Source organism: Pseudalkalibacillus sp. A8 (assembly GCF_045920555.1).
Lineage (GTDB): Bacteria > Bacillota > Bacilli > Bacillales > Fictibacillaceae > Pseudalkalibacillus.
Genome location: NZ_CP174509.1, coordinates 3,003,286 through 3,021,859 on the forward strand (window position 1 = coordinate 3,003,286; position 18,574 = coordinate 3,021,859).

Sequence of the window (18,574 nt, forward strand, 5' to 3'; positions counted from 1 at the left end):
TATTAGACGGCTCTATTTGTGTTTCGATTAATGTAACGTTCTATAAACGCCGATTACTTTACCAAGAATGGTAACGCTGTTAAGAATGATCGGTTCCAACGAAGCATTCTCTGGTTGTAGACGAATGAAATCTTTTTCCTTGAAGAATCGCTTGACTGTAGCTTCATCCTCCTCTGTCATCGCAACCACGATATCCCCGTTGTTAGCTGATGACTGCTGTTTGACAATAACCATATCCCCGTCATAGATCCCAGCCTCAATCATACTGTCTCCTTGTACAACTAATGCGAATACATTGTCATCTCCTACCATATGATCTGGTAAAGGGAAATACTCTTCTATGTTTTCAATTGCGGTGATAGGTTGACCTGCCGTTACTTTACCGATTACTGGGATATTGATAGATTCACTTTTTGGAATGGTAGTATCCATATCCTCCGTAATCACTTCGATCGCTCTCGGTTTTGTCGGATCGCGTCTGATGAGTCCTTTTTTCTCCAGACGGGACAGGTGTCCATGAACGGTCGAACTTGAAGCGAGCCCGACAGCTTCACCTATTTCACGGACAGAAGGGGGATAACCCTTATGTTTCACTTCGAACTTTATGTAATTAAGTATATCCTGTTGACGGCGTGATAGTTTCATTCTGTCCACCTCTTTTCTCCTCGATTATTGCATTAAGTATATCACTTGTTCGACAAAAATACAAACATAAGTTCGAGAAAAAACTATTGACAGGAACAAACGTTCTTAATACAATGAAAACAACAAATGAGAACAGGTATTCGTATGGGAGGGAAATGAAATGAAAAATACGAACAGAAAGAACGGTTGGTCTTTTGTTATTGTATTGATAGCTGTAGTTTTGACAATGGGTACTTATTCTTTTGTGAATGCGAAGTCAGATACAACAGAGAAATACATAAATGTTAGAATCGAACAAGGGGACACTCTTTGGGAATTATCTAGAAAGTTTAAGGAAAACCATACATTTACAAGCGAGGCCTTCGTAAAATGGGTCGAAAGCAATAACAGAGTAAAAGCGGATCAGTTACAACCTGGTGATACAGTCATCATTCCAGTAGAAGCAGATGTAAATCAACTTGCATCCAAATAACTCTTCGTGAAGGGAACATAATATGAATGCAGTCATCTATTGCAGGGTAAGTACGGAAAAAGAAACACAGGCCTCATCTCTTGAACGTCAGGAGGCGGAACTGAATCGGCTGGCTGACCACTTCAACTTTAATGTCATCTACTCGATTCACGAAAGGAAAAGCGGATATGATGTGGATCGTGAGGGAATGCTCGAAGTCTTGGATATGGCCAAAGAAGGAAAAATGGATGTCCTCCTTGTCCAGGATGAAACCAGGATCGGAAGAGGCAGTGCAAAGATTGCGATCCTTCATACACTCGGAAAATATAATGTAAAGTGCTTTACGATCAGTGAACAGGGGGAGCTTCAACTAACGGAGGCCGATTCAATGGTCTTGGAAATCGTGAGTCTGGTTGAAGACTATCAGCGGAAGCTTCACAATGCAAAAATTAAGAGGGGGATGAGACGTGCAGTCGACGGTGGATATCGGCCAGAAAAAAACCTCACTAACCTGAATCAGGGCGGGCGTGAGAAAAAGGAGATCCCAACCGAAGAGATTGTTCGTCTTAGGAATCTGGAGTTGACCTTCCAGGAGATCGCCACTACATTACAAGGATTTGGTTATGATGTTTCAAAAGCCACAGTCCATAGGCGGTATCAAGACCATATAAACAAAAATGGCAGGACAGAAGATTAGAAATCTCCTTTAAAATACGTTAGAATAAGACAAACAAGGAATCAAGTCTTTGTAAAAGGAGTTTGACAATGCTGCCGAAACAAAAAATAGATCGAATCAATGAGCTCGCACGGAAATCGAAAGATGAAGGGTTGAGCAAAAAAGAGCAAGAAGAACAACGAAAACTGCGTGAAGAATATTTGAAAGCATTCCGCGGTGGTTTTAAGGATCAATTGCGTTCTATCAAAGTTGTTGATCCAGAAGGAAAAGACGTTACCCCTGAGAAATTGAAAAATGAAAAGAAACGCTACCATTAATAAACGAGCCTGGTTTGAAAAATAATTCAAATCGGGCTTGTTTTTGTATTGCATCAGTCGCAAATTCTGATATACTGTTATATAACAATGCTAAGGGAGTGGATTGACTGATGTTCTCTATTACGAGTCCAGTAGTAGAAATGTACAGGCAAGAAATGGGATTGCAAAATGGGGATGCACTTCAGCTCTTTTGTCGATATGCTGGCAGTGAGACAGGTCTTTGTATTGGAGTAGAACGGGGAATGCCGATGGACGGCGATTATGTACAAGAGGTAGATGGAATCCGCTTTTTTGTCCGGCCGCATGAAACTTGGTTTGTTGAAGAAATGAAAATGGATTATGATCATTCGACTGATCATTTTAAAATTGAATTACCGAGTATTGCTTAATTGAAGATACTTTAAACAAAGCCTGTACCATAACAGATGGTAGAGGCTTTTTAATTGTTCTCCCCGGCATGGGCACGTACTCTAGGATTCAAGTCCGGAACGGTTAAGGTCGTTGTAGCCGCTCTCTTATATCAATTTTTTAACCACTATTAAATTTTTCAAAGCCTATATTTAAGACCCAAATCCCCTGAAATTCAACATTATTTTGAAATTTTATGCCGAATGGCCGCCAGTCTTGTGAATTTTGTAGAGAGAGTATATCATGGTAAAGGAATGAAAGAATAATGGTGTAAGAAGAAAGGATGAATCGCCGTGTCAACTTCAATTGAGCAATTAACAATTAATACAATTCGTACGTTGTCGATCGATAGCGTAGAAAAAGCGAATTCCGGACACCCTGGCATGCCAATGGGCGCTGCGCCAATGGCCTATGCATTATGGAGTAAGCATATGAACCATAACCCTTCAAACCCTGACTGGTTCAATAGAGACCGCTTCGTTTTATCGGCAGGTCACGGTTCTATGCTTTTATATAGTCTGCTGCATCTATTCGGATACGACGTATCACTAGATGATTTGAAAAATTTCCGCCAATGGGGAAGTAAGACACCAGGACACCCTGAATATGGAGATACCCCAGGTGTTGAAGCGACAACCGGACCGCTCGGACAAGGAATCGCGATGGCAGTTGGAATGGCGATGGCAGAACGCCACTTAGCAGCTACATACAACCGTGATGATTTCAATGTCGTCGATCACTTTACCTACAGCATTTGTGGAGATGGTGATTTGATGGAAGGCGTTTCTGCTGAAGCTGCGTCTCTTGCAGGACACCTTCGTCTCGGACGTTTGATCGTCATGTATGACTCTAACGATATTTCACTTGATGGGGATCTTCATATGTCCTTTTCTGAAAGTGTGAAGGATCGCTTCGAAGCTTATGGATGGCAAGTTATTTATGTAGAAGAAGGGACAGATTTTGATACGTTGGACAAGGCAATTGCTGAAGCAAAAGCAAACACGGATCGACCTACCCTGATTGAAGTGAAAACCATCATCGGCCACGGTTCACCAAATAAATCAGGTAAATCCGCTTCCCATGGGGCACCGCTTGGAGCAGATGAAATCAAGTTGACTAAGGAAGCGTACAAGTGGACGTTTGAAGAGGATTTCCATGTTCCTGATAAGGTTAAAGACCACTTCAAGCAATTGAAAGAAGAAGGCGCTCAGAAAGAACAACAATGGAATGACTTGTTCGAAGCGTATCAACAAAAACATCCGGAGCTTGCAGATCAATTATCAATGGCGATCAAAGGTGAGTTGCCAGAAGGCTGGGATGCAGAGTTACCTCAATACGTTGCAGGGGAAGACAAGCTTGCAACACGTGCTTCATCCGGTGAAGCACTGAATGCAATCGCAAACCGTGTACCTCAATTCTTCGGTGGTTCTGCAGACTTGGCTGGATCGAATAAAACAATGATGAAGGACAAAGGGACCTTCTCCCGAAACGATTACAGCGGCCGTAATATCTGGTTCGGTGTACGTGAATTTGCAATGGCGGCAGCACTTAACGGAATGCAGTTGCATGGTGGATTGAAGGTATATGGCGGAACATTCTTCGTATTCTCAGATTACCTCCGCCCTGCAATGAGACTATCCGCATTGATGGGATTACCTGTAACGTATGTTCTGACTCACGATTCCATAGCTGTGGGAGAAGATGGACCTACTCACGAGCCAGTTGAGCAGCTTTCTTCATTACGTGCGATGCCTAACCTCAGCATCATCCGCCCAGCGGATGCCAATGAGGCTGTCGCCGCATGGAAGCTTGCACTTGAAAATCAATCAAAACCGACTGCACTTGTACTGACAAGACAAGGTGTTCCGACATTGGAAGGATCCAATGAAGAAGGTGTACGTAAAGGTGCTTATGTTGTTGCACCTGCAAGCGAAGGTCCTGCTGATGCAATGCTACTCGCTACAGGTTCAGAAGTTTCCCTAGCTGTTGATGTGAAAGCTGCGCTTGAAAAAGAAGGGATCAATGTTTCGGTTGTAAGCATGCCTTCATGGGATCGTTTTGAAGAACAACCTCAGGACTATAAGGAAAGCGTCATTCCTAAAGCAATCAAAAAGCGTCTCGCTATAGAAATGGGAGCTTCTCATGGCTGGCATAAATACACAGGTGATGAAGGGGACATCCTGGCAATCGATCGTTTTGGAGCTTCTGCACCGGGGGATAGAGTCATCAAGGAATATGGGTTCACTGTTGAAAATGTCGTAGCAAAAGTGAAAGCTCTATTGAATTAATAATAGAATAAGTTTTAAAACACCAAGTCATCTGGCTTGGTGTTTTTTAGGTTCGACAAAACTAGTCATTGACATCCTACATCGATTGACACCCCTATTCACATCGCTTCGATATACTAAATGGACAAGAGTGGTAATAGGAGGGAATCTGTGCGAAACTATGACATTTATTTAATTGAAAATGAAGTTGCTTCTCATTATTTTGGTCGTGAACAAGTTCTGTATCATTTCTTTGTGGAAGCTTCACATCCTGTCCCATCGCTAGTTAATATCATTGAACGACAATATAAATATATTACCCGTTCGATCCCTTATCACGTATTCGATTATCATATAAACAAAATTGATTCGATGAGGAAAGGTTTCAAAATTAAAAAGGAAGACCAGCAGATGACGATCTATTCTACAGGGAGCAGAGCGGTGGTAACGAATAGGGGGAGGAAGCTGAAGCTGATTTCGACAGGAAGTTTCGAAGCTGAAACATTGGTATTCGAGCATTTACGGAAAATTGAAAACTCCTTTTTAGCAGTTGATCTGGAGGGAAACAGCATCGGTTGGCTAAGCCCGATCAAACAAGCTTATTACATTTTATAGTGCTAACAAAACATGCAATTCCCGAAAAAATTATAGCCCAAATATTGAGTTTGAAACAGCATTTATAGTACACTAGTTCTAGACAACCAGAAGGGAGAAGTTTTAGCATGGATTGGATGTATTTTGTTGTGGGCTTTGTCGCGCTGCTCGCTGGTGCTGCGCTTGGATTTTTCATTGCCCGCAAATATATGATGAGTTATCTTAAGAAGAATCCACCTATTAATGAAAACATGTTACGCGTGATGATGATGCAGATGGGACAAAAACCATCACAGAAGAAGATAAATCAGATGATGCAAGCAATGCAGAAACAAATGAAATAGATGGTGGACAAGCACTCAATTGATGGGTGCTTTTTTAAATGTTTTTATATCGGTTATAATAATAGAAATGACTAAATGATGAATTAAGTCGTATATACCTTGACGGATATAAATTAATACAGGTACGATTTGAATAGTCAGAAAAGGAATTGATAGTATGTCAGAAAGCAGATCAGTACCAATTGTTTCTATTGAGTCGATCAATCTATCAGATTTTCATATAATTGATGTCCGATCCCCAAAAGAGTTCGAAGAGTTTCATATTGAAAGTGCCACTAATGTACCGATTTTCACCAATGAAGAGAGGGAACAAGTCGGAACGACCTATAAGCAGATTGGAAAAGATGATGCGAAGATGCTTGGACTTTCCATCGTTTCACCCAAGCTTGTCCAAATGGTTGAAACATTGAAAGACCAAGAGAAAATACACAATAAACCATTCTTAATTTATTGTGCTCGTGGCGGTATGAGAAGCAATAGCTTTGCAACAGTCATGAAGCTCATAGGGTTAGATTGCTGCCAGCTGATGGGTGGGATCCGATCTTATCGTCAATCTATCATGTCTGGACTAGAACGTTTATCCAAGATGGCGAAACCATTCATCGTATTGGAAGGATTAACTGGTAGTAGAAAAACGGATATTTTGGAAGTCCTCCAAGAGGAGGGATATCCGGTCATCAACCTCGAGGAACTGGCAGGTCATCGCGGATCCATATTTGGAAAAATCGGAAATGAAGGCCAGTCGCAAAAACAGTTTGAACGAGACATGTTCAAGCGTCTGCAGGAAATTGAACAAGCCGCATACTATATCATTGAATCCGAAAGTAAGCGGATCGGCAGGGTTGTCGTTCCTGAGTGGATTCTGAAAGGTAAGGAGACAGGGAAGCGAATCCATATCAACTATCCATTTGAACGCAGGGTCCAATCGATTTGTGAAACATACCAGCCGGGGTTATACCATGATGAGATTGGTGAAGCTCTGCACCATCTAAAAAAACGCATCAAGCCAGAGGTATATGAGATTATGCTTCAATCCTATCATGCCGAAAACTATGAAAATGTGGTCCGGTTATTATTACAATCATATTATGACCCTAAATATAATTATGCAGCTGATCGCTATAGATCCCCTGTCATTGAATTGGAAATCGAGAATCTCGATCAGGGCAAAACAATGGTAAAAAATACCATTGAAAAAATACAAACTCATTCTTATTGTTAGTTGAAAGGAACTAAATGAATTTTAAAGCGAAACGTGTTTACGAATGAATCGACTAATAAAATGAATCAAAATGAATGTAAGGAGAGAGGGTAATGGGTGATACAATCATCAGTTTGTTTCGGGATTACCCTCAACTTGCTGTTTTGATAAGTATAGGCTTGAATATACTGATTGCAGTATCCGGCGTTCTTCCAAGCTACTTTCTGACAGCAGCTAATATTTATTTTTTCGGATTTTATTTGGGGACAGTTATTTCTTTTGCTGGCGAAGCGATCGGTGCGCTTGTTGCTTTCGTCTTATACCGGAAAGGGTTTAGAAAATATTCAAGAGCAAAACTAGAGCGTTATGCGAAAGCTAAACAATTGATCGAGCTGAAGGGAAGGAAAGCGTTCCTTTTTATTTTTGCACTGAGGCTGATGCCGTTCATGCCATCTGGAGTGGTCACTTTTTTCGCTGCGATCGGCGTTGTTTCATTATGGACGTTTTTTATTGCAAGTACGGTAGGGAAAATTCCTGCCCTTCTTTTAGAAGCATTAGCGGTCAACCAAGTCCTTGAGTGGGACTTTCTCGGTAAAACGATTTTATTGGGAGTCAGTATTGCGTTTCTATTTAGCCTCAGAACCATGTTAAAAAAACAGAATTAAAGATATAAAGGTGTGAAACCATGAAATTACGTACGGTCTTAATCAGCTTCACGTGCTTTTCACTATTATTATCAGGTTGTTCGTCTATCCCGAATCCTTTTTCGAAGGACGATCAAACAGAAGAACAGCCTTCAGGACAACCGTCCGAAGATAACCAGGACGAAAATACAAAGAAAGACCAAAATGACCAGGAACAAAATCCAGAAGATAAAGAAAAAGAGGCTGACAAAGAACCAGATCTACCATCATCTGAAGAAACAGTAGAAGTAAATGCAGACGGTGAAAAGATAGTAACGAATGTTATGGATCCCTTGGTATTAGTCAATAAAGAGAGGAACCTTCCAGCAGACTTTGTTCCAGAAACATTGACTGTTCCAGACATTCCATTTGCTTTTGAGGGAGATCATCCAAAGAAACAAATGCAACAGGTGGCAGCAGAAGCGATTGAAGACATGTTCGATCAAGCTGATAAAGATGACATTCCTTTATTGGCACAATCCGGATACCGTTCTTATTCGACTCAAAAAGCAATTTTTGCATCGAATGCCGAGTCGAATGGCCAGGAGGAAGCGAATAAATATAGCGCACGTGCGGGGCAAAGTGAGCATCAGACCGGGTTGACGATGGATGTTACGTCCCCTGAGGTCAGCTTCCAATTGATCGAGGAATTCGGTGAGACCACGGCAGGTAAATGGGTGAAGGACAATGCCCATAAGTACGGCTTCATCATCCGTTACCCGAAAGGAAAGGAAGGAATTACGGGTTATCAATATGAACCTTGGCATTTACGCTATGTCGGCAAGGAGCATGCGGCTCGAATTCATGAAAAAAATCTGACACTTGAAGAATATCTGGGTGCGCCTGTTGAACCCGTCAACTCTACAGAGTAAACTAAAAGAAGATTGTTCAATAGCGGATGAGGGGTTGAGGTAATGGCCGCTGATATAAATGTATTTTTAGCTTTAGGTGCTGGTTTCCTTTCTTTCATTTCACCATGTTGTCTACCGTTATATCCGGCATTTTTATCCTATATAACAGGGGTTTCAGTGCACGAGCTGAAAGAAGAAAAAGGGATGCTCAGAAAGCGTGCTATTCTGCATACCGCACTTTTTCTTGTAGGTTTTTCAAGCATTTTCATTTTCCTTGGTTTAAGTACGTCCTGGTTTGGAGCGTTCTTTTTCCAATATAAAGATATGATCCGGCAAATTGGTGCGATCCTGATTGTTATCTTCGGATTAGTTGTCCTCGGTGTGTTCAAGCCAGACTTTTTGATGAAAGAACGACGGTTCAAGTTCCAAAAACGACCTGCAGGATATCTTGGCTCAGTCGGGATTGGTATGGGATTTGCGGCAGGATGGACACCGTGTACAGGACCAATTCTATCTGGTGTCATCTATTTAGCAGCAACCAACCCAGGACAAGCGATGTTTTATATGATGGCGTATGTACTTGGGTTTTCCATTCCATTTTTCATCATGTCCTTCTTCATGGGACAGATGAATTGGATCAAGCGGCATAGCCGAAGAGTGATGAAGGCGGGTGGCGCGATCATGATCTTCATGGGTGTGTTTTTATACTTCGATTGGATGACGAAACTGACATCCTTTCTCGCTAACCGATTTTTTAATGGATTTTACGGATTTTAAAATGAATGCAGGGATGGTTACTGATTTTTAAAGTAATCACCCCTTTTAATTTGACCTTGATTTATGATTTGTTATATCGTTGAAGGGGATACTAGGACTTCCACGAATAAAAAATGTCGGTTACCAACTCAGGAGGTACTAGTACCGGCGTTATAATAGGAGATGACGTTCTTATCTGGTGTCTTTTGTTATCCGTTGACAATACGGTGCATGGATTTGTTTACAGTAATCATACATAAATAGAAGGGATAGAAGTGGGAAGATGCGATCAAATGATATTATCTTAAAGACGACTTCTGCTATCATCGTCTTCGTCATATTGGCTTTTTCGGTCAATTTGTTTTTAGCAGGCCATAATGCTCCAGGGGGAGGATTTATTGGAGGCTTGATGGCAGCGGGTGCCTTTATCCTGTTGTACATTTCATTCGGATTGAAAACGATGGACAAGATCTTAAAAGTAAATTTCCGCTACTTTATTGGTGCAGGTCTTTTGATAGCTTTTATGACGGGAATAGGCTCGTTTGTTTTCAATCAGCCGTTTTTGAGCCATACATTCGGCTATTTCCATCTCCCGTTATTAGGTAAGACGGAACTTGCGACAGCAGTGTTTTTTGACCTTGGTGTGTATTTGACGGTCATTGGTGTGACGATGACGATCATCCTGACGATTGCTGAGGACCGTGGTTAGGTTTTTGGAAGGGAAGTAAGTGTTGTGTGGGTTATAGCTAGTAGTATTTTCGCTTTTCTTATGGCATGTGCTGTATTGTTTATACGTATGAAAGCTGCACGAAAGCCGACATCCATCAGAAAAATAATATTGCCGCCATTATTCATGTCGACAGGATTTTTGATGTTCCTTTATCCTCCCGCACGAGTACCTTTGAGTGAAGCATTAGAAGCATTCGCAATGGGAGTCGTCTTTTCATTTTTGCTGATTCGAACTTCATCGTTTGAGCGGCGTTCGGATGCGATCTATTTGAAGAGATCGAAAGCATTTGTTTTCATACTGCTTGGATTATTGGTTTTACGGATCGTGCTGAAGCTTTATCTCGGTCAATATATTTCAATTGAAGAAACTAGCGGGCTGTTTTTCATACTTGCATTTGGAATGCTGGCGCCATGGCGTATCGCGATGTATTTCAAATTCAAAAAACTGCAAGCTGTACATTAAAGAAGGCTGATCCTGGGGGATCAGCCTTCTGTTCATCCTAATAACTGTTTATATGGGGTCATATCGATATTCTTCTGATTCAATTTTTTAATCAAAAACTTATGATCCCGTTTTGGTGTTGCGATGATGTAACCTCGGATGATCAAATCTTCATCAATCCTTTTTACGTTCTCCTGAATGGCTAATTCACCGATCTTACCGGCGATTTTATCTCTGGCAACGTCCCTGAAAAGCTCTGGAACAGGCTCGACGAGTTCTTCGAGTAACTGTTTTTGCTCGGGTGACCACATATGTTTTGTTTCTTTTATATAATGATCCTGCCAATCTAATATGGACATACCGTCTTCTTTCGGAAGCCTTTTGAGGAATTTACGGAACATGAAATATCCCCCGATTGCGAACATCGAAATCAAAAAAAGCGTCCATAAGACGATGAACCACGCAAACCAACCTTCTAACATTTTGCCACCCCTGTTTATCGTACATTCTTTCATTATTATACAAGCACCCAAATAATGAAATCAAGCAATGTCACAATAATGATAAAGTAAAAGAAAACCATAAAATAATTATGTAAACTTATTTCTCTAAGTTTGATAATGTTTTTATATTTGTACGGGTCAACATCCAAGTACTGGCCCGGTATAACGTCATCATCAGCTTTGCCAGAAAAATAATTGATGCGAAACTTGCCGGCAAACCCAGGACTGGTAAAGTACAAATCGCTTTGGTTCAGTGAGGAGCTCGCTAAAAAGGACATGTACGATATTCTGGATTTTGTATACCTAAATCAGGAGAATTCGTTGAATTCACGTGTAGCCATCGTAGAAGGAAAAGCTTCAGAAGTCATCAATATCAAAAAGGTCCAAGGAACCCAAAGAGCTATCTTTTCCTTGAACTCCGGAAAAGAAGAAGGAAAACCAATCGGTATGAACGTGTTAAAAAACGATAGAAAAATGAAAGTGAAGGTGGAAGGGGACTCTTTAGAAGTACGGATCCAATCAAGAATGGAAGTAGCGGTCAATGAATATCCCGCAGGAGCCGCAAAACCTAAAAGCGAGTAATTGAATAAAGAAATCTCCGAAATGATGACCAAAAAGGCAGAAAAAGTCATAGAAAAAATCCAGGCGGCGAATTGTGATTACTTCGGGATCGGAAGAAAACTGGCCTCTTATTATCCAGAGGCATGGAATAAGATGAATTGGGAGGAGGATTATAAGGAAATCAAAATCATCCCGGAGATCGAAGTTGAAGTAGTTGATACAGGATTATTAGATTGAAAAATGAAACATAATAATATTATGTAAACTAATTGTGTTTTAAAAATCAGTAAAAGATATACATATAGAGTAGAAGGGAGGAGAAGTTATGAAGAACAAGAAGGACTTTACAACGAAAAGAAAAGATGAACATATCGATATTACGTTGAACAAACCTGTCCAAAATGTCAATACCACTGGTTTTGAGCGATATCGTTTTCGCCACAATCCTCTCCCTGAACTCGATTTTGAAGCAGTGGACCTGTCGACGACTTTTTTAAACAAGAAATTGAAAGCCCCATTTCTAGTCAGTTCAATGACAGGCGGTTCAGAAAAAGCGAAGCGGATCAATGAAAAGCTTGCAGATATAGCTGAAGAGAAAGGATGGGCAATCGGTGTCGGTTCCATGAGAGCAGCGATTGAGACTGAAGGCACCATTGAATCTTTCCAAATCCGTAAGTTTGCTCCGACTGCAGCAATTCTTGCCAATCTTGGAGTAGTCCAGTTGAATTATGGATTCGGTGTGGATGAATGTAGAAGAGCTGTCGACTTGATTGAGGCTGATGGCCTTGTCTTGCATCTGAACTCAATGCAAGAAGTCTTCCAGCCGGAAGGTGATACGAATTTTTTCGGTCTGCTTAAAAAAATAGAATCCGTCGTCAAAGCGCTTGATGTCCCTGTAGGAGTGAAGGAAGTAGGGATGGGGATCGATCGGCATTCAGCAAAACGGCTTGTGGAAGCGGGAGTAGATTTCATTGATGTGGCTGGTGCTGGGGGGACTTCCTGGATCCAAGTCGAGAAATATCGGAATAAGAATCCTATACAATATCAGGCAGCAGACGCATTTCGTGATTGGGGAACTCCGACTGCGAGTTGCCTGGAAGGGATAAAAAGCAGCCGATTGACTGTAAAGGTGATTGCAAGTGGAGGGTTGAGCAATGGAGTGGAAGCAGCAAAGGCGATCGCTTTGGGAGCTGATCTGGTCGGTTTCGGCCGTACACTTTTACCACAGGCTATAGGTGATGACCGTATCAAGATGATCGATCAATTTGAACAGATCGAATTCGAATTGAAAGCGGCAATGTTCGGGATTGGACAGTCAACGATCAAGGAATTGAGATACACACAGTGGCTGGAACAAATATAAAAGGGATGACCCGAATCAGGTCATCCCATTAACTTATCTTTATGAGGTTGCGTTTGGCTGTTCTCTTTCCTCAGGCATTTTCAATGGCATCGGGGCACACCGTTTTCTCGTTAACTTGGAAACTACGAAAATCGTTATAAGGCCACATACCATTGCGAATGTTCTGAATGGGAAGAGGACAACGCCGTCTTCGATCATTGGATACGGAATCCATGTCGGCAGGTGCAAGACGGGTTCGCCTCCACCTACACGAAGGATGAGTGAAACGATAAATCCAGCGATGGCGCCATACTTGTTCGCCCCTTTGAAGAAAAGAGCCATAGTAAGCTGCGGGAACAAGATGACATACACCAAGTCTGCACATAGATACCATAATGCATAGACACTCTTGACGTTCAGCGCAATGATCGTTGAAGCGATCCCGACCATGATGATCGATCGCTTGATGATTTTCTTTAAGTCCTCACCTGTCGCTTCTGGCTTGACCAATGGACGGTAGACGTTCCATGCAGCCATACTCGAAGCTGACAGGATGGATGAATCCATTGAAGACATGACAGCTGCAGCAATCGCGCCAAGGCCGATTGCACCGATCACTTCTGGTGTCAAGAAGTTCAATACATACGGTAGAACCATCGCAGCATTTTCCGGTTCACTAGCGCCGAAGCTTGCCCAGTCGGCGTTAAGTCCGATCATACCAATGAACACTGCAGGAATTGCAGCTATGATACAAATAAACCCTGCTATAATTGATAGCCACATGGCTATCTTTTCAGTTTTTGCAGATAGGACTCGTTGGAAGTAGACTTGCCATGGAATACCACCAAACACAAGCAGTAAGGCGTAATCCCACCAGTTCCAATACCAATTGCCCCAAGCTGGGTCCGTCCAACCATCCAACGGAGGGAAGAGACTGAAATAACCAGCCATCTCTTCTTTATAATTGGCAATCGTATCTGTATAGCCACCGACATTTCCGAATGCGAATGGCACGACTACGAAAAGACCGATCATGATGAATAGCATTTGAATGACATCCGTCAATGCTACAGACCACATACCGCCGACTACGGTGTAGGCAATTGCAATTGCAGCGGAAAGGATGATGGATGTCTTAAAATCAAGGCCCAAGATTGTACCGAATGTCGTTCCTAGGGCTGTCAATATTGCTCCGCTCCAGAATACTTCCCCGAGTAAGGCCGGTATATATAAGAGTCCTGCTGTTTTCTTGCCGAACCTCATTTCAATCGGGTCAAGCATTGTCATGAATTGATAGCGTCTCATTTTACGGGCATAAAAAATACCGCCGATGATCAAGCTCAACGCATAACCCCATGGTGCCTGTACCCAGACAAGCCCATCAGAATATGTGTATTCAGCGGTACCAGCTATATAACCTCCGCCAACCCACGTAGCGGCCATTGTGAACATGGCGATCCAGAGCGGCATTGAACGTTTTGCAATCATCATGTCTGAAATAGAGTTTGATTTCTTTTTCGCAAGGACAGCTCCGATATAATAGACGATTGCATAAAAGATCAGCATGGAAATGAAACCGCCCCAATTGATGCCATCATTAGTTACCATGATGTAAATGAAGGCTGCTGCTACTAGTCCTAGAAAAATCCACATGTTTCGTTTAGGTGTTGTTTGTTCTGTTGTTTGCTGTGACAAAGCGTATATCTCCTCCTGGTGTAAAAATCAAAGTAAGTTTTAATTTAAAAGTAAGTTCGATCCTGTATAAGGCAAGATCAAACAAACCGAATGAACTTCACCTCCTATTCAGGATAAATTGTTCCTATTCTTCATTTATATCAGCAATAGGGACCAAATCGAATATTTCCCCTGATCTGAAACTCATTACGAGATCAGATAACCAGTAATAATACTTTTTCGATTCTTTCAGAAGTGTGAGGCTATATTCAGCTTCCTCACGGACTTCATTGTCCAAACCGGGATGGGACAAGAGAGCGTTGATTTCATTACGTGTATCTTCAATCGCATCGAGATTGATCTTCACTTCACGTTCCCACATTTTACAGAAATACTGGATGAACAGCTTAAAGAAATCTTTTTCGGAAACAAAGTGATCTCTTCTTGACCCTTTCAACCAAGTTTTTTTGATCATATCGATTTCCTGTAACGATTTTACTGCAGTACTCATGCTCGGTTTACTCATCCCTAATTCATCTTTCATTTCATCCAATGACATCGATTTGTTTCGGAAATACATCGTTCCATACAATTTTCCTACCGAAGGGGTAACCCCATAAAGGTCCATTGTTTCGGCTATAGAACGAACGACATTGTTCCGGGCTTTTTCCAATGCTTCTAACTGTTCTTTTTTATCCACGAGAACAATCACCCTTTAGATTAAAGATTAAAAAGTATATAAAAAACGTTAAATATAAATTTTACATACTTTATGATACAGGTCTCAGAGATAAAGTCAAATGCCTGGACGTAATTTTTTCGAATCAAGCTCTTGTAAATGACTTTGAAGAAAATTTTATAAAAAAGATTGCCGAAATCCTACTTATATATAGAAAAATTTAATAACAAAAAAACAGGATTTCTTAAGCATTTGCATTTGCATCCTAAATTAATCTCTGGTAGCATAAAAAATGTTCAAAACGTTAAATTTAAATTTAACAAACTTAACGAGGAGGGATTCCATGAAACGCCAACAGATGTTCATCAATGGAAAATGGATTGATTCCGAATCTGGAGAAACAAGAGAAATCATTAATCCTTTTAACCAGGAAGTCGTGGCGTGGGTTACTGAAGGTGACCGTCGTGACGCTGCTAAAGCGATTGAAGCAGCCCGTGCTGCGTTCGATGAAGGGGTGTGGGCAATTACTCCAGCTAATGAACGTGGCTATAAGCTGTTCCAAATTGCTGAAAAAATCCAAGAAGAAAAAGAAGAGCTTGCTAGGTTAGAAAGTTTAGATACTGGCAAGACCTTGACTGAGAGTTTTGCAGATATGGACGATATCACAGAAGTCTTCCGTTATTTTGCAGGATTAGCGGATAAAGATGGTGGAGAGATCATCGAATCACCAATCCCGAATTCTTCTAGTAAAGTCGTTCGCGAGCCAGTTGGTGTCTGTTCTCAAATTTCACCTTGGAACTATCCTTTATTACAAGCATCTTGGAAGATTGCACCTGCTTTAGCCGCGGGGAACACAATCGTTATGAAGCCAAGTGAAATCACACCGCTGACCACAATTAAAATCACAGAAATCATGGAGGAAGTCGGTTTTCCAGACGGCGTGGTCAATCTTGTACTTGGTGCAGGTGCTACAGTCGGCCAAGAAATGGCTGAAAACCACGATGTCGATCTTGTGTCTTTTACTGGAGGCATTGAAACAGGACGTAAAATCATGAATGCGGCGTCTGGAAACATGAAGAAACTTGCATTTGAACTTGGTGGAAAGAACCCGAACATCGTGTTTGCTGATGCTGAATTCGACACAGCGGTAGACCAGGCATTGAACGCTGTTTACTTCCACGCAGGTCAAGTTTGCTCAGCTGGTTCAAGATTGCTTGTAGAAGATTCGATTCATGATAAGTTCGTGGAAGCACTTGTTGATCGTGCAGGAAAAATCAAACTTGGAAATGGGTTTGACGAAGCAACAGAATCTGGTCCTTTGATTTCTGCAGAACACCGAGCAAAAGTTGAAAAGTATGTAGAAATCGGGAAAGAGGAAGGAGCAAATCTGGCCGTCGGTGGTAAACGGCCTGACGATCCAGAACTGCAAAATGGCTTCTTCTATCTGCCAACGATCTTTATAAACTGTGAAAACGATATGCGTATTGTTCAGGAAGAAATTTTCGGACCTGTACTGACAGTAGAACGGTTCAAATCTGAAGAAGAGGTCGTAAAACGCGCCAACAGTACAACTTACGGCCTGGCTGGTGCAGTTTTTACAACCGATTCTCAAAAAGCCGAACGTGTGGCGAACAAGCTTCGTCTCGGGACTGTATGGATCAACGACTTCCATCCGTATTTCGCACAAGCGCCTTGGGGTGGATACAAGCAATCTGGCATAGGACGCGAGTTAGGTAAGCAAGGATTAGAAGAATATACCGAAGTGAAGCACATTTTTGAAAATCATGAACCTGAACCAATCAACTGGTTCAAGGGATAATTTAAACAGAGACATTTATTTTATTGAGGAGGAAATTAATCATGGCACTAAATATGAACATTGAACACATGAACAACTTCCATACATTCGAAATTCCAACGGTCATCAAGCACGGGATCGGAGCGATCAAGCATGCTGGGGAAGAAGTGAAAAACCTGGGTGTATCCAAAGTGCTCCTCGTAACTGACCCTGGTATCTACTCTGCTGGCGTAACGAAGCCGGTTACAGATTCACTTGAAGCAGCCGGAATTGAAATCGTTGTATTCAATAAAGTGGAACCGAACCCTCCGGTACGAATCGTAAATGAAGGTTCGAAAGTATTTATTGAAGAAGGTTGTGACGGATTGGTTGCAGTAGGTGGCGGAAGCTCGATGGATACAGCAAAAGCGATTGGTGTAGAAGCTGTACACGGTGAGTCAGTACTTGAATATGAAGCCGCCGAAGGTAAAAAACCTTTAACAAAGCGTATCCCACCGCTAACGACGATTCCGACAACTGCCGGAACAGGTTCTGAAGTGACACAATGGGCGGTCATCACAGACGAAGATCGTGAATTCAAATTCAATACTGGCGGTCCATTGATCGCTGCACACATGACCATCATCGATCCGGAATTGCACATCTCCATGCCTCCGCATGTAACGGCAATGACGGGTGTGGACGCACTCTCCCATGCAATCGAGTGCTACACAATGCATTACGCTCAACCAATCACAGATGCAGTAGCATTACTGGCAATCGAATATGTAGCAACTTACATCCGTCGTGCTTATGCTAATCCTGAAGACGTTGAAGCACGTTACGGAATGGCTCAAGCGGCAATGCTTGCCGGCCTTTCTTATGGTAGTGAATCTGCAGGTGCGGCGCACGCGATGGCACAGACACTTGGTGGTATCGTTCCAGTAGCACACGGTCAGTGTGTCGCGACTATGCTTGGACCAGTAATGGAATTCAACTGGAAAGGGAATCCTGCGAAGTTCGCACGAATCGCAAAAGCAATGGGTGTCAACACGCACGGCATGACAGAAAACGAAGCTGCGAAGGCAGCAGTCAACGAAGTCTACAAGCTTGTTGAAGAAATGGACATTCCAACATTAAAAGAACAAGGCGTACCAGAGGACATGATTCCACGCCTGGCGAAGGAAGCAATGAAAGATCCGCAAACAGTCGGTAATCCACGCAAACTGAACGAAGAAAGCTACGAGTGGATCTATAACCGCTGCTACGATCTTACTCCGAAAACAGTTTAATATAGAAGAAAAAAATACTTGCGCTGAAAACGGCGCAAGTATTTTTATGCCTATTAAGCTAGTTTATATGTATTTGGCGGGACTGTATGGGAATCGAACCCACAAGGAGACAGCACGCGCCTCCCTCAGGGTTTTGAAGACCAAGTGTATAAAAAAGGTCCAAAAAATTGATTATTAATATTTTTTAGGTGTCATTATATCGAATTAGAATTACGTGGTTAGAATCGACTTCGAGGGTATTTAGTGAATGACCCCTCCTTAACACCCTTTCGGGATGTTTGAAGAAGGGGCTTCCTGTTTCGCAGACCGTTGCGTAGAGGGGTTTCCCACTACGTCTTACATAATCTCCATAGGCGTAGATTATACTGTTCGGACACAACCT

General features: G+C 42.0%; 22 protein-coding genes. 18 read left to right on the plus strand and 4 right to left on the minus strand.

Translation table 11 applies throughout. The annotated features are described in order from the left end of the window. Nucleotides 1-27: 27 nt before the first annotated feature. Nucleotides 28-645 (minus strand): transcriptional repressor LexA, encoded by a 618-nt coding sequence (lexA, locus tag ACJROX_RS15380; RefSeq protein ID WP_408011675.1) that lies wholly within the window; start codon nt 643-645, stop codon nt 28-30. Nucleotides 646-805: 160 nt separating this feature from the next. Here lexA and ACJROX_RS15385 point away from each other — a divergent pair, with 160 nt between their 5' ends. The 13 genes from ACJROX_RS15385 to ACJROX_RS15445 all read left to right on the plus strand — a co-directional run bounded on the left by ACJROX_RS15385 (nt 806) and on the right by ACJROX_RS15445 (nt 10,385). Next, entirely contained in the window at nt 806-1,117 is a 312-nt protein-coding gene (locus tag ACJROX_RS15385) for a LysM peptidoglycan-binding domain-containing protein (RefSeq protein ID WP_408011534.1), read from the plus strand. A gap of 22 nt (nt 1,118-1,139) precedes the next feature. Then, nucleotides 1,140-1,793, plus strand: a complete 654-nt coding sequence (locus ACJROX_RS15390) for a recombinase family protein (RefSeq protein WP_408011535.1) — start codon at nt 1,140-1,142, stop codon at nt 1,791-1,793. 68 nt (nt 1,794-1,861) lie between these two features. Then, the gene (locus tag ACJROX_RS15395) at nt 1,862-2,089 is read left to right on the plus strand and encodes a DUF896 domain-containing protein (protein ID WP_408011536.1); all 228 of its coding nucleotides are present in this window, start codon (nt 1,862-1,864) and stop codon (nt 2,087-2,089) included. A gap of 110 nt (nt 2,090-2,199) precedes the next feature. Continuing rightward, a complete protein-coding gene (locus ACJROX_RS15400; RefSeq protein ID WP_408011537.1) occupies nt 2,200-2,478 on the plus strand; it encodes a hypothetical protein in 279 nt (92 codons plus the stop codon). A gap of 312 nt (nt 2,479-2,790) precedes the next feature. After that, the gene (gene tkt, locus ACJROX_RS15405) at nt 2,791-4,785 is read left to right on the plus strand and encodes a transketolase (protein WP_408011538.1); all 1,995 of its coding nucleotides are present in this window, start codon (nt 2,791-2,793) and stop codon (nt 4,783-4,785) included. A gap of 150 nt (nt 4,786-4,935) precedes the next feature. Next, nucleotides 4,936-5,379, plus strand: a complete 444-nt coding sequence (gene sirA, locus ACJROX_RS15410; RefSeq protein WP_408011539.1) for a sporulation inhibitor of replication protein SirA — start codon at nt 4,936-4,938, stop codon at nt 5,377-5,379. 107 nt (nt 5,380-5,486) lie between these two features. After that, the gene (locus ACJROX_RS15415) at nt 5,487-5,702 is read left to right on the plus strand and encodes a YneF family protein (RefSeq protein WP_221564615.1); all 216 of its coding nucleotides are present in this window, start codon (nt 5,487-5,489) and stop codon (nt 5,700-5,702) included. A 157-nt stretch (nt 5,703-5,859) separates the two neighbouring features. Further along, nucleotides 5,860-6,924 carry a tRNA 2-selenouridine(34) synthase MnmH gene (gene mnmH / locus ACJROX_RS15420; protein ID WP_408011540.1) on the plus strand — a complete coding sequence of 355 codons (1,065 nt, stop codon included), beginning with the start codon at nt 5,860-5,862 and terminating at the stop codon, nt 6,922-6,924. 92 nt (nt 6,925-7,016) lie between these two features. Continuing rightward, nucleotides 7,017-7,568 (plus strand): TVP38/TMEM64 family protein, encoded by a 552-nt coding sequence (locus ACJROX_RS15425; protein ID WP_408011541.1) that lies wholly within the window; start codon nt 7,017-7,019, stop codon nt 7,566-7,568. A 20-nt stretch (nt 7,569-7,588) separates the two neighbouring features. Then, nucleotides 7,589-8,458 (plus strand): D-alanyl-D-alanine carboxypeptidase family protein, encoded by an 870-nt coding sequence (locus tag ACJROX_RS15430; RefSeq protein ID WP_408011542.1) that lies wholly within the window; start codon nt 7,589-7,591, stop codon nt 8,456-8,458. Nucleotides 8,459-8,500: 42 nt separating this feature from the next. Beyond that, nucleotides 8,501-9,214, plus strand: coding sequence for a cytochrome c biogenesis CcdA family protein (locus tag ACJROX_RS15435; RefSeq protein ID WP_408006105.1), 714 nt, complete (start codon nt 8,501-8,503; stop codon nt 9,212-9,214). Between the two features lie 262 nt (nt 9,215-9,476). After that, on the plus strand, nt 9,477-9,902 hold the full coding sequence (locus ACJROX_RS15440; RefSeq protein ID WP_408006106.1) for a Na(+)/H(+) antiporter subunit B: 426 nt from the start codon (nt 9,477-9,479) through the stop codon (nt 9,900-9,902). Between the two features lie 24 nt (nt 9,903-9,926). Beyond that, nucleotides 9,927-10,385, plus strand: a complete 459-nt coding sequence (locus tag ACJROX_RS15445; protein ID WP_408006107.1) for a CcdC family protein — start codon at nt 9,927-9,929, stop codon at nt 10,383-10,385. 32 nt (nt 10,386-10,417) lie between these two features. Here ACJROX_RS15445 and ACJROX_RS15450 read toward each other — a convergent pair whose 3' ends face one another. Then, nucleotides 10,418-10,846 carry a DUF2621 domain-containing protein gene (locus ACJROX_RS15450; RefSeq protein WP_408006108.1) on the minus strand — a complete coding sequence of 143 codons (429 nt, stop codon included), beginning with the start codon at nt 10,844-10,846 and terminating at the stop codon, nt 10,418-10,420. A gap of 342 nt (nt 10,847-11,188) precedes the next feature. Between ACJROX_RS15450 and ACJROX_RS15455 the strand changes: the two genes are divergently transcribed. From ACJROX_RS15455 to fni, 3 genes are all read left to right on the plus strand, one after another. Next, complete coding sequence (locus ACJROX_RS15455; protein WP_408006109.1) at nt 11,189-11,449, plus strand: hypothetical protein; 261 nt, start codon at nt 11,189-11,191, stop codon at nt 11,447-11,449. After that, a complete protein-coding gene (locus ACJROX_RS15460) occupies nt 11,450-11,665 on the plus strand; it encodes a Ger(x)C family spore germination C-terminal domain-containing protein (protein WP_408006110.1) in 216 nt (71 codons plus the stop codon). 88 nt (nt 11,666-11,753) lie between these two features. Next, nucleotides 11,754-12,791 carry a type 2 isopentenyl-diphosphate Delta-isomerase gene (gene fni / locus ACJROX_RS15465; RefSeq protein WP_408006111.1) on the plus strand — a complete coding sequence of 346 codons (1,038 nt, stop codon included), beginning with the start codon at nt 11,754-11,756 and terminating at the stop codon, nt 12,789-12,791. Nucleotides 12,792-12,830: 39 nt separating this feature from the next. Here the strand turns inward: fni and ACJROX_RS15470 are convergent, their stop codons facing one another. Together ACJROX_RS15470 and cudC are read right to left on the minus strand one after the other, a co-directional pair. Continuing rightward, complete coding sequence (locus ACJROX_RS15470; RefSeq protein WP_408011676.1) at nt 12,831-14,423, minus strand: sodium:solute symporter family protein; 1,593 nt, start codon at nt 14,421-14,423, stop codon at nt 12,831-12,833. Nucleotides 14,424-14,589: 166 nt separating this feature from the next. Beyond that, nucleotides 14,590-15,144, minus strand: coding sequence for a choline uptake/conversion transcriptional regulator CudC (cudC, locus tag ACJROX_RS15475; protein WP_408006112.1), 555 nt, complete (start codon nt 15,142-15,144; stop codon nt 14,590-14,592). Nucleotides 15,145-15,466: 322 nt separating this feature from the next. Between cudC and betB the strand changes: the two genes are divergently transcribed. Together betB and ACJROX_RS15485 are read left to right on the plus strand one after the other, a co-directional pair. Next, the gene (betB, locus tag ACJROX_RS15480) at nt 15,467-16,942 is read left to right on the plus strand and encodes a betaine-aldehyde dehydrogenase (RefSeq protein WP_408006113.1); all 1,476 of its coding nucleotides are present in this window, start codon (nt 15,467-15,469) and stop codon (nt 16,940-16,942) included. Between the two features lie 41 nt (nt 16,943-16,983). Beyond that, nucleotides 16,984-18,192 (plus strand): iron-containing alcohol dehydrogenase, encoded by a 1,209-nt coding sequence (locus tag ACJROX_RS15485; RefSeq protein WP_408006114.1) that lies wholly within the window; start codon nt 16,984-16,986, stop codon nt 18,190-18,192. Nucleotides 18,193-18,574 lie beyond the last annotated feature (382 nt).

Bases quoted from the DNA above. Each gene is read 5' to 3' on its own strand.
- lexA (WP_408011675.1), bottom strand. From the start codon at position 645: ATGAAACTATCACGCCGTCAACAGGATATACTTAATTACATAAAGTTC.
- ACJROX_RS15415 (WP_221564615.1), top strand. From the start codon at position 5,487: ATGGATTGGATGTATTTTGTTGTGGGCTTTGTCGCGCTGCTCGCTGGT.
- ACJROX_RS15430 (WP_408011542.1), top strand. From the start codon at position 7,589: ATGAAATTACGTACGGTCTTAATCAGCTTCACGTGCTTTTCACTATTA.
- mnmH (WP_408011540.1), top strand. From the start codon at position 5,860: ATGTCAGAAAGCAGATCAGTACCAATTGTTTCTATTGAGTCGATCAAT.
- ACJROX_RS15435 (WP_408006105.1), top strand. From the start codon at position 8,501: ATGGCCGCTGATATAAATGTATTTTTAGCTTTAGGTGCTGGTTTCCTT.
- ACJROX_RS15400 (WP_408011537.1), top strand. From the start codon at position 2,200: ATGTTCTCTATTACGAGTCCAGTAGTAGAAATGTACAGGCAAGAAATG.
- ACJROX_RS15395 (WP_408011536.1), top strand. From the start codon at position 1,862: ATGCTGCCGAAACAAAAAATAGATCGAATCAATGAGCTCGCACGGAAA.
- ACJROX_RS15450 (WP_408006108.1), bottom strand. From the start codon at position 10,846: ATGTTAGAAGGTTGGTTTGCGTGGTTCATCGTCTTATGGACGCTTTTT.
- betB (WP_408006113.1), top strand. From the start codon at position 15,467: ATGAAACGCCAACAGATGTTCATCAATGGAAAATGGATTGATTCCGAA.
- ACJROX_RS15470 (WP_408011676.1), bottom strand. From the start codon at position 14,423: ATGTGGATTTTTCTAGGACTAGTAGCAGCAGCCTTCATTTACATCATG.
- ACJROX_RS15390 (WP_408011535.1), top strand. From the start codon at position 1,140: ATGAATGCAGTCATCTATTGCAGGGTAAGTACGGAAAAAGAAACACAG.
- ACJROX_RS15485 (WP_408006114.1), top strand. From the start codon at position 16,984: ATGGCACTAAATATGAACATTGAACACATGAACAACTTCCATACATTC.
- ACJROX_RS15385 (WP_408011534.1), top strand. From the start codon at position 806: ATGAAAAATACGAACAGAAAGAACGGTTGGTCTTTTGTTATTGTATTG.
- ACJROX_RS15425 (WP_408011541.1), top strand. From the start codon at position 7,017: ATGGGTGATACAATCATCAGTTTGTTTCGGGATTACCCTCAACTTGCT.
- fni (WP_408006111.1), top strand. From the start codon at position 11,754: ATGAAGAACAAGAAGGACTTTACAACGAAAAGAAAAGATGAACATATC.
- ACJROX_RS15440 (WP_408006106.1), top strand. From the start codon at position 9,477: ATGCGATCAAATGATATTATCTTAAAGACGACTTCTGCTATCATCGTC.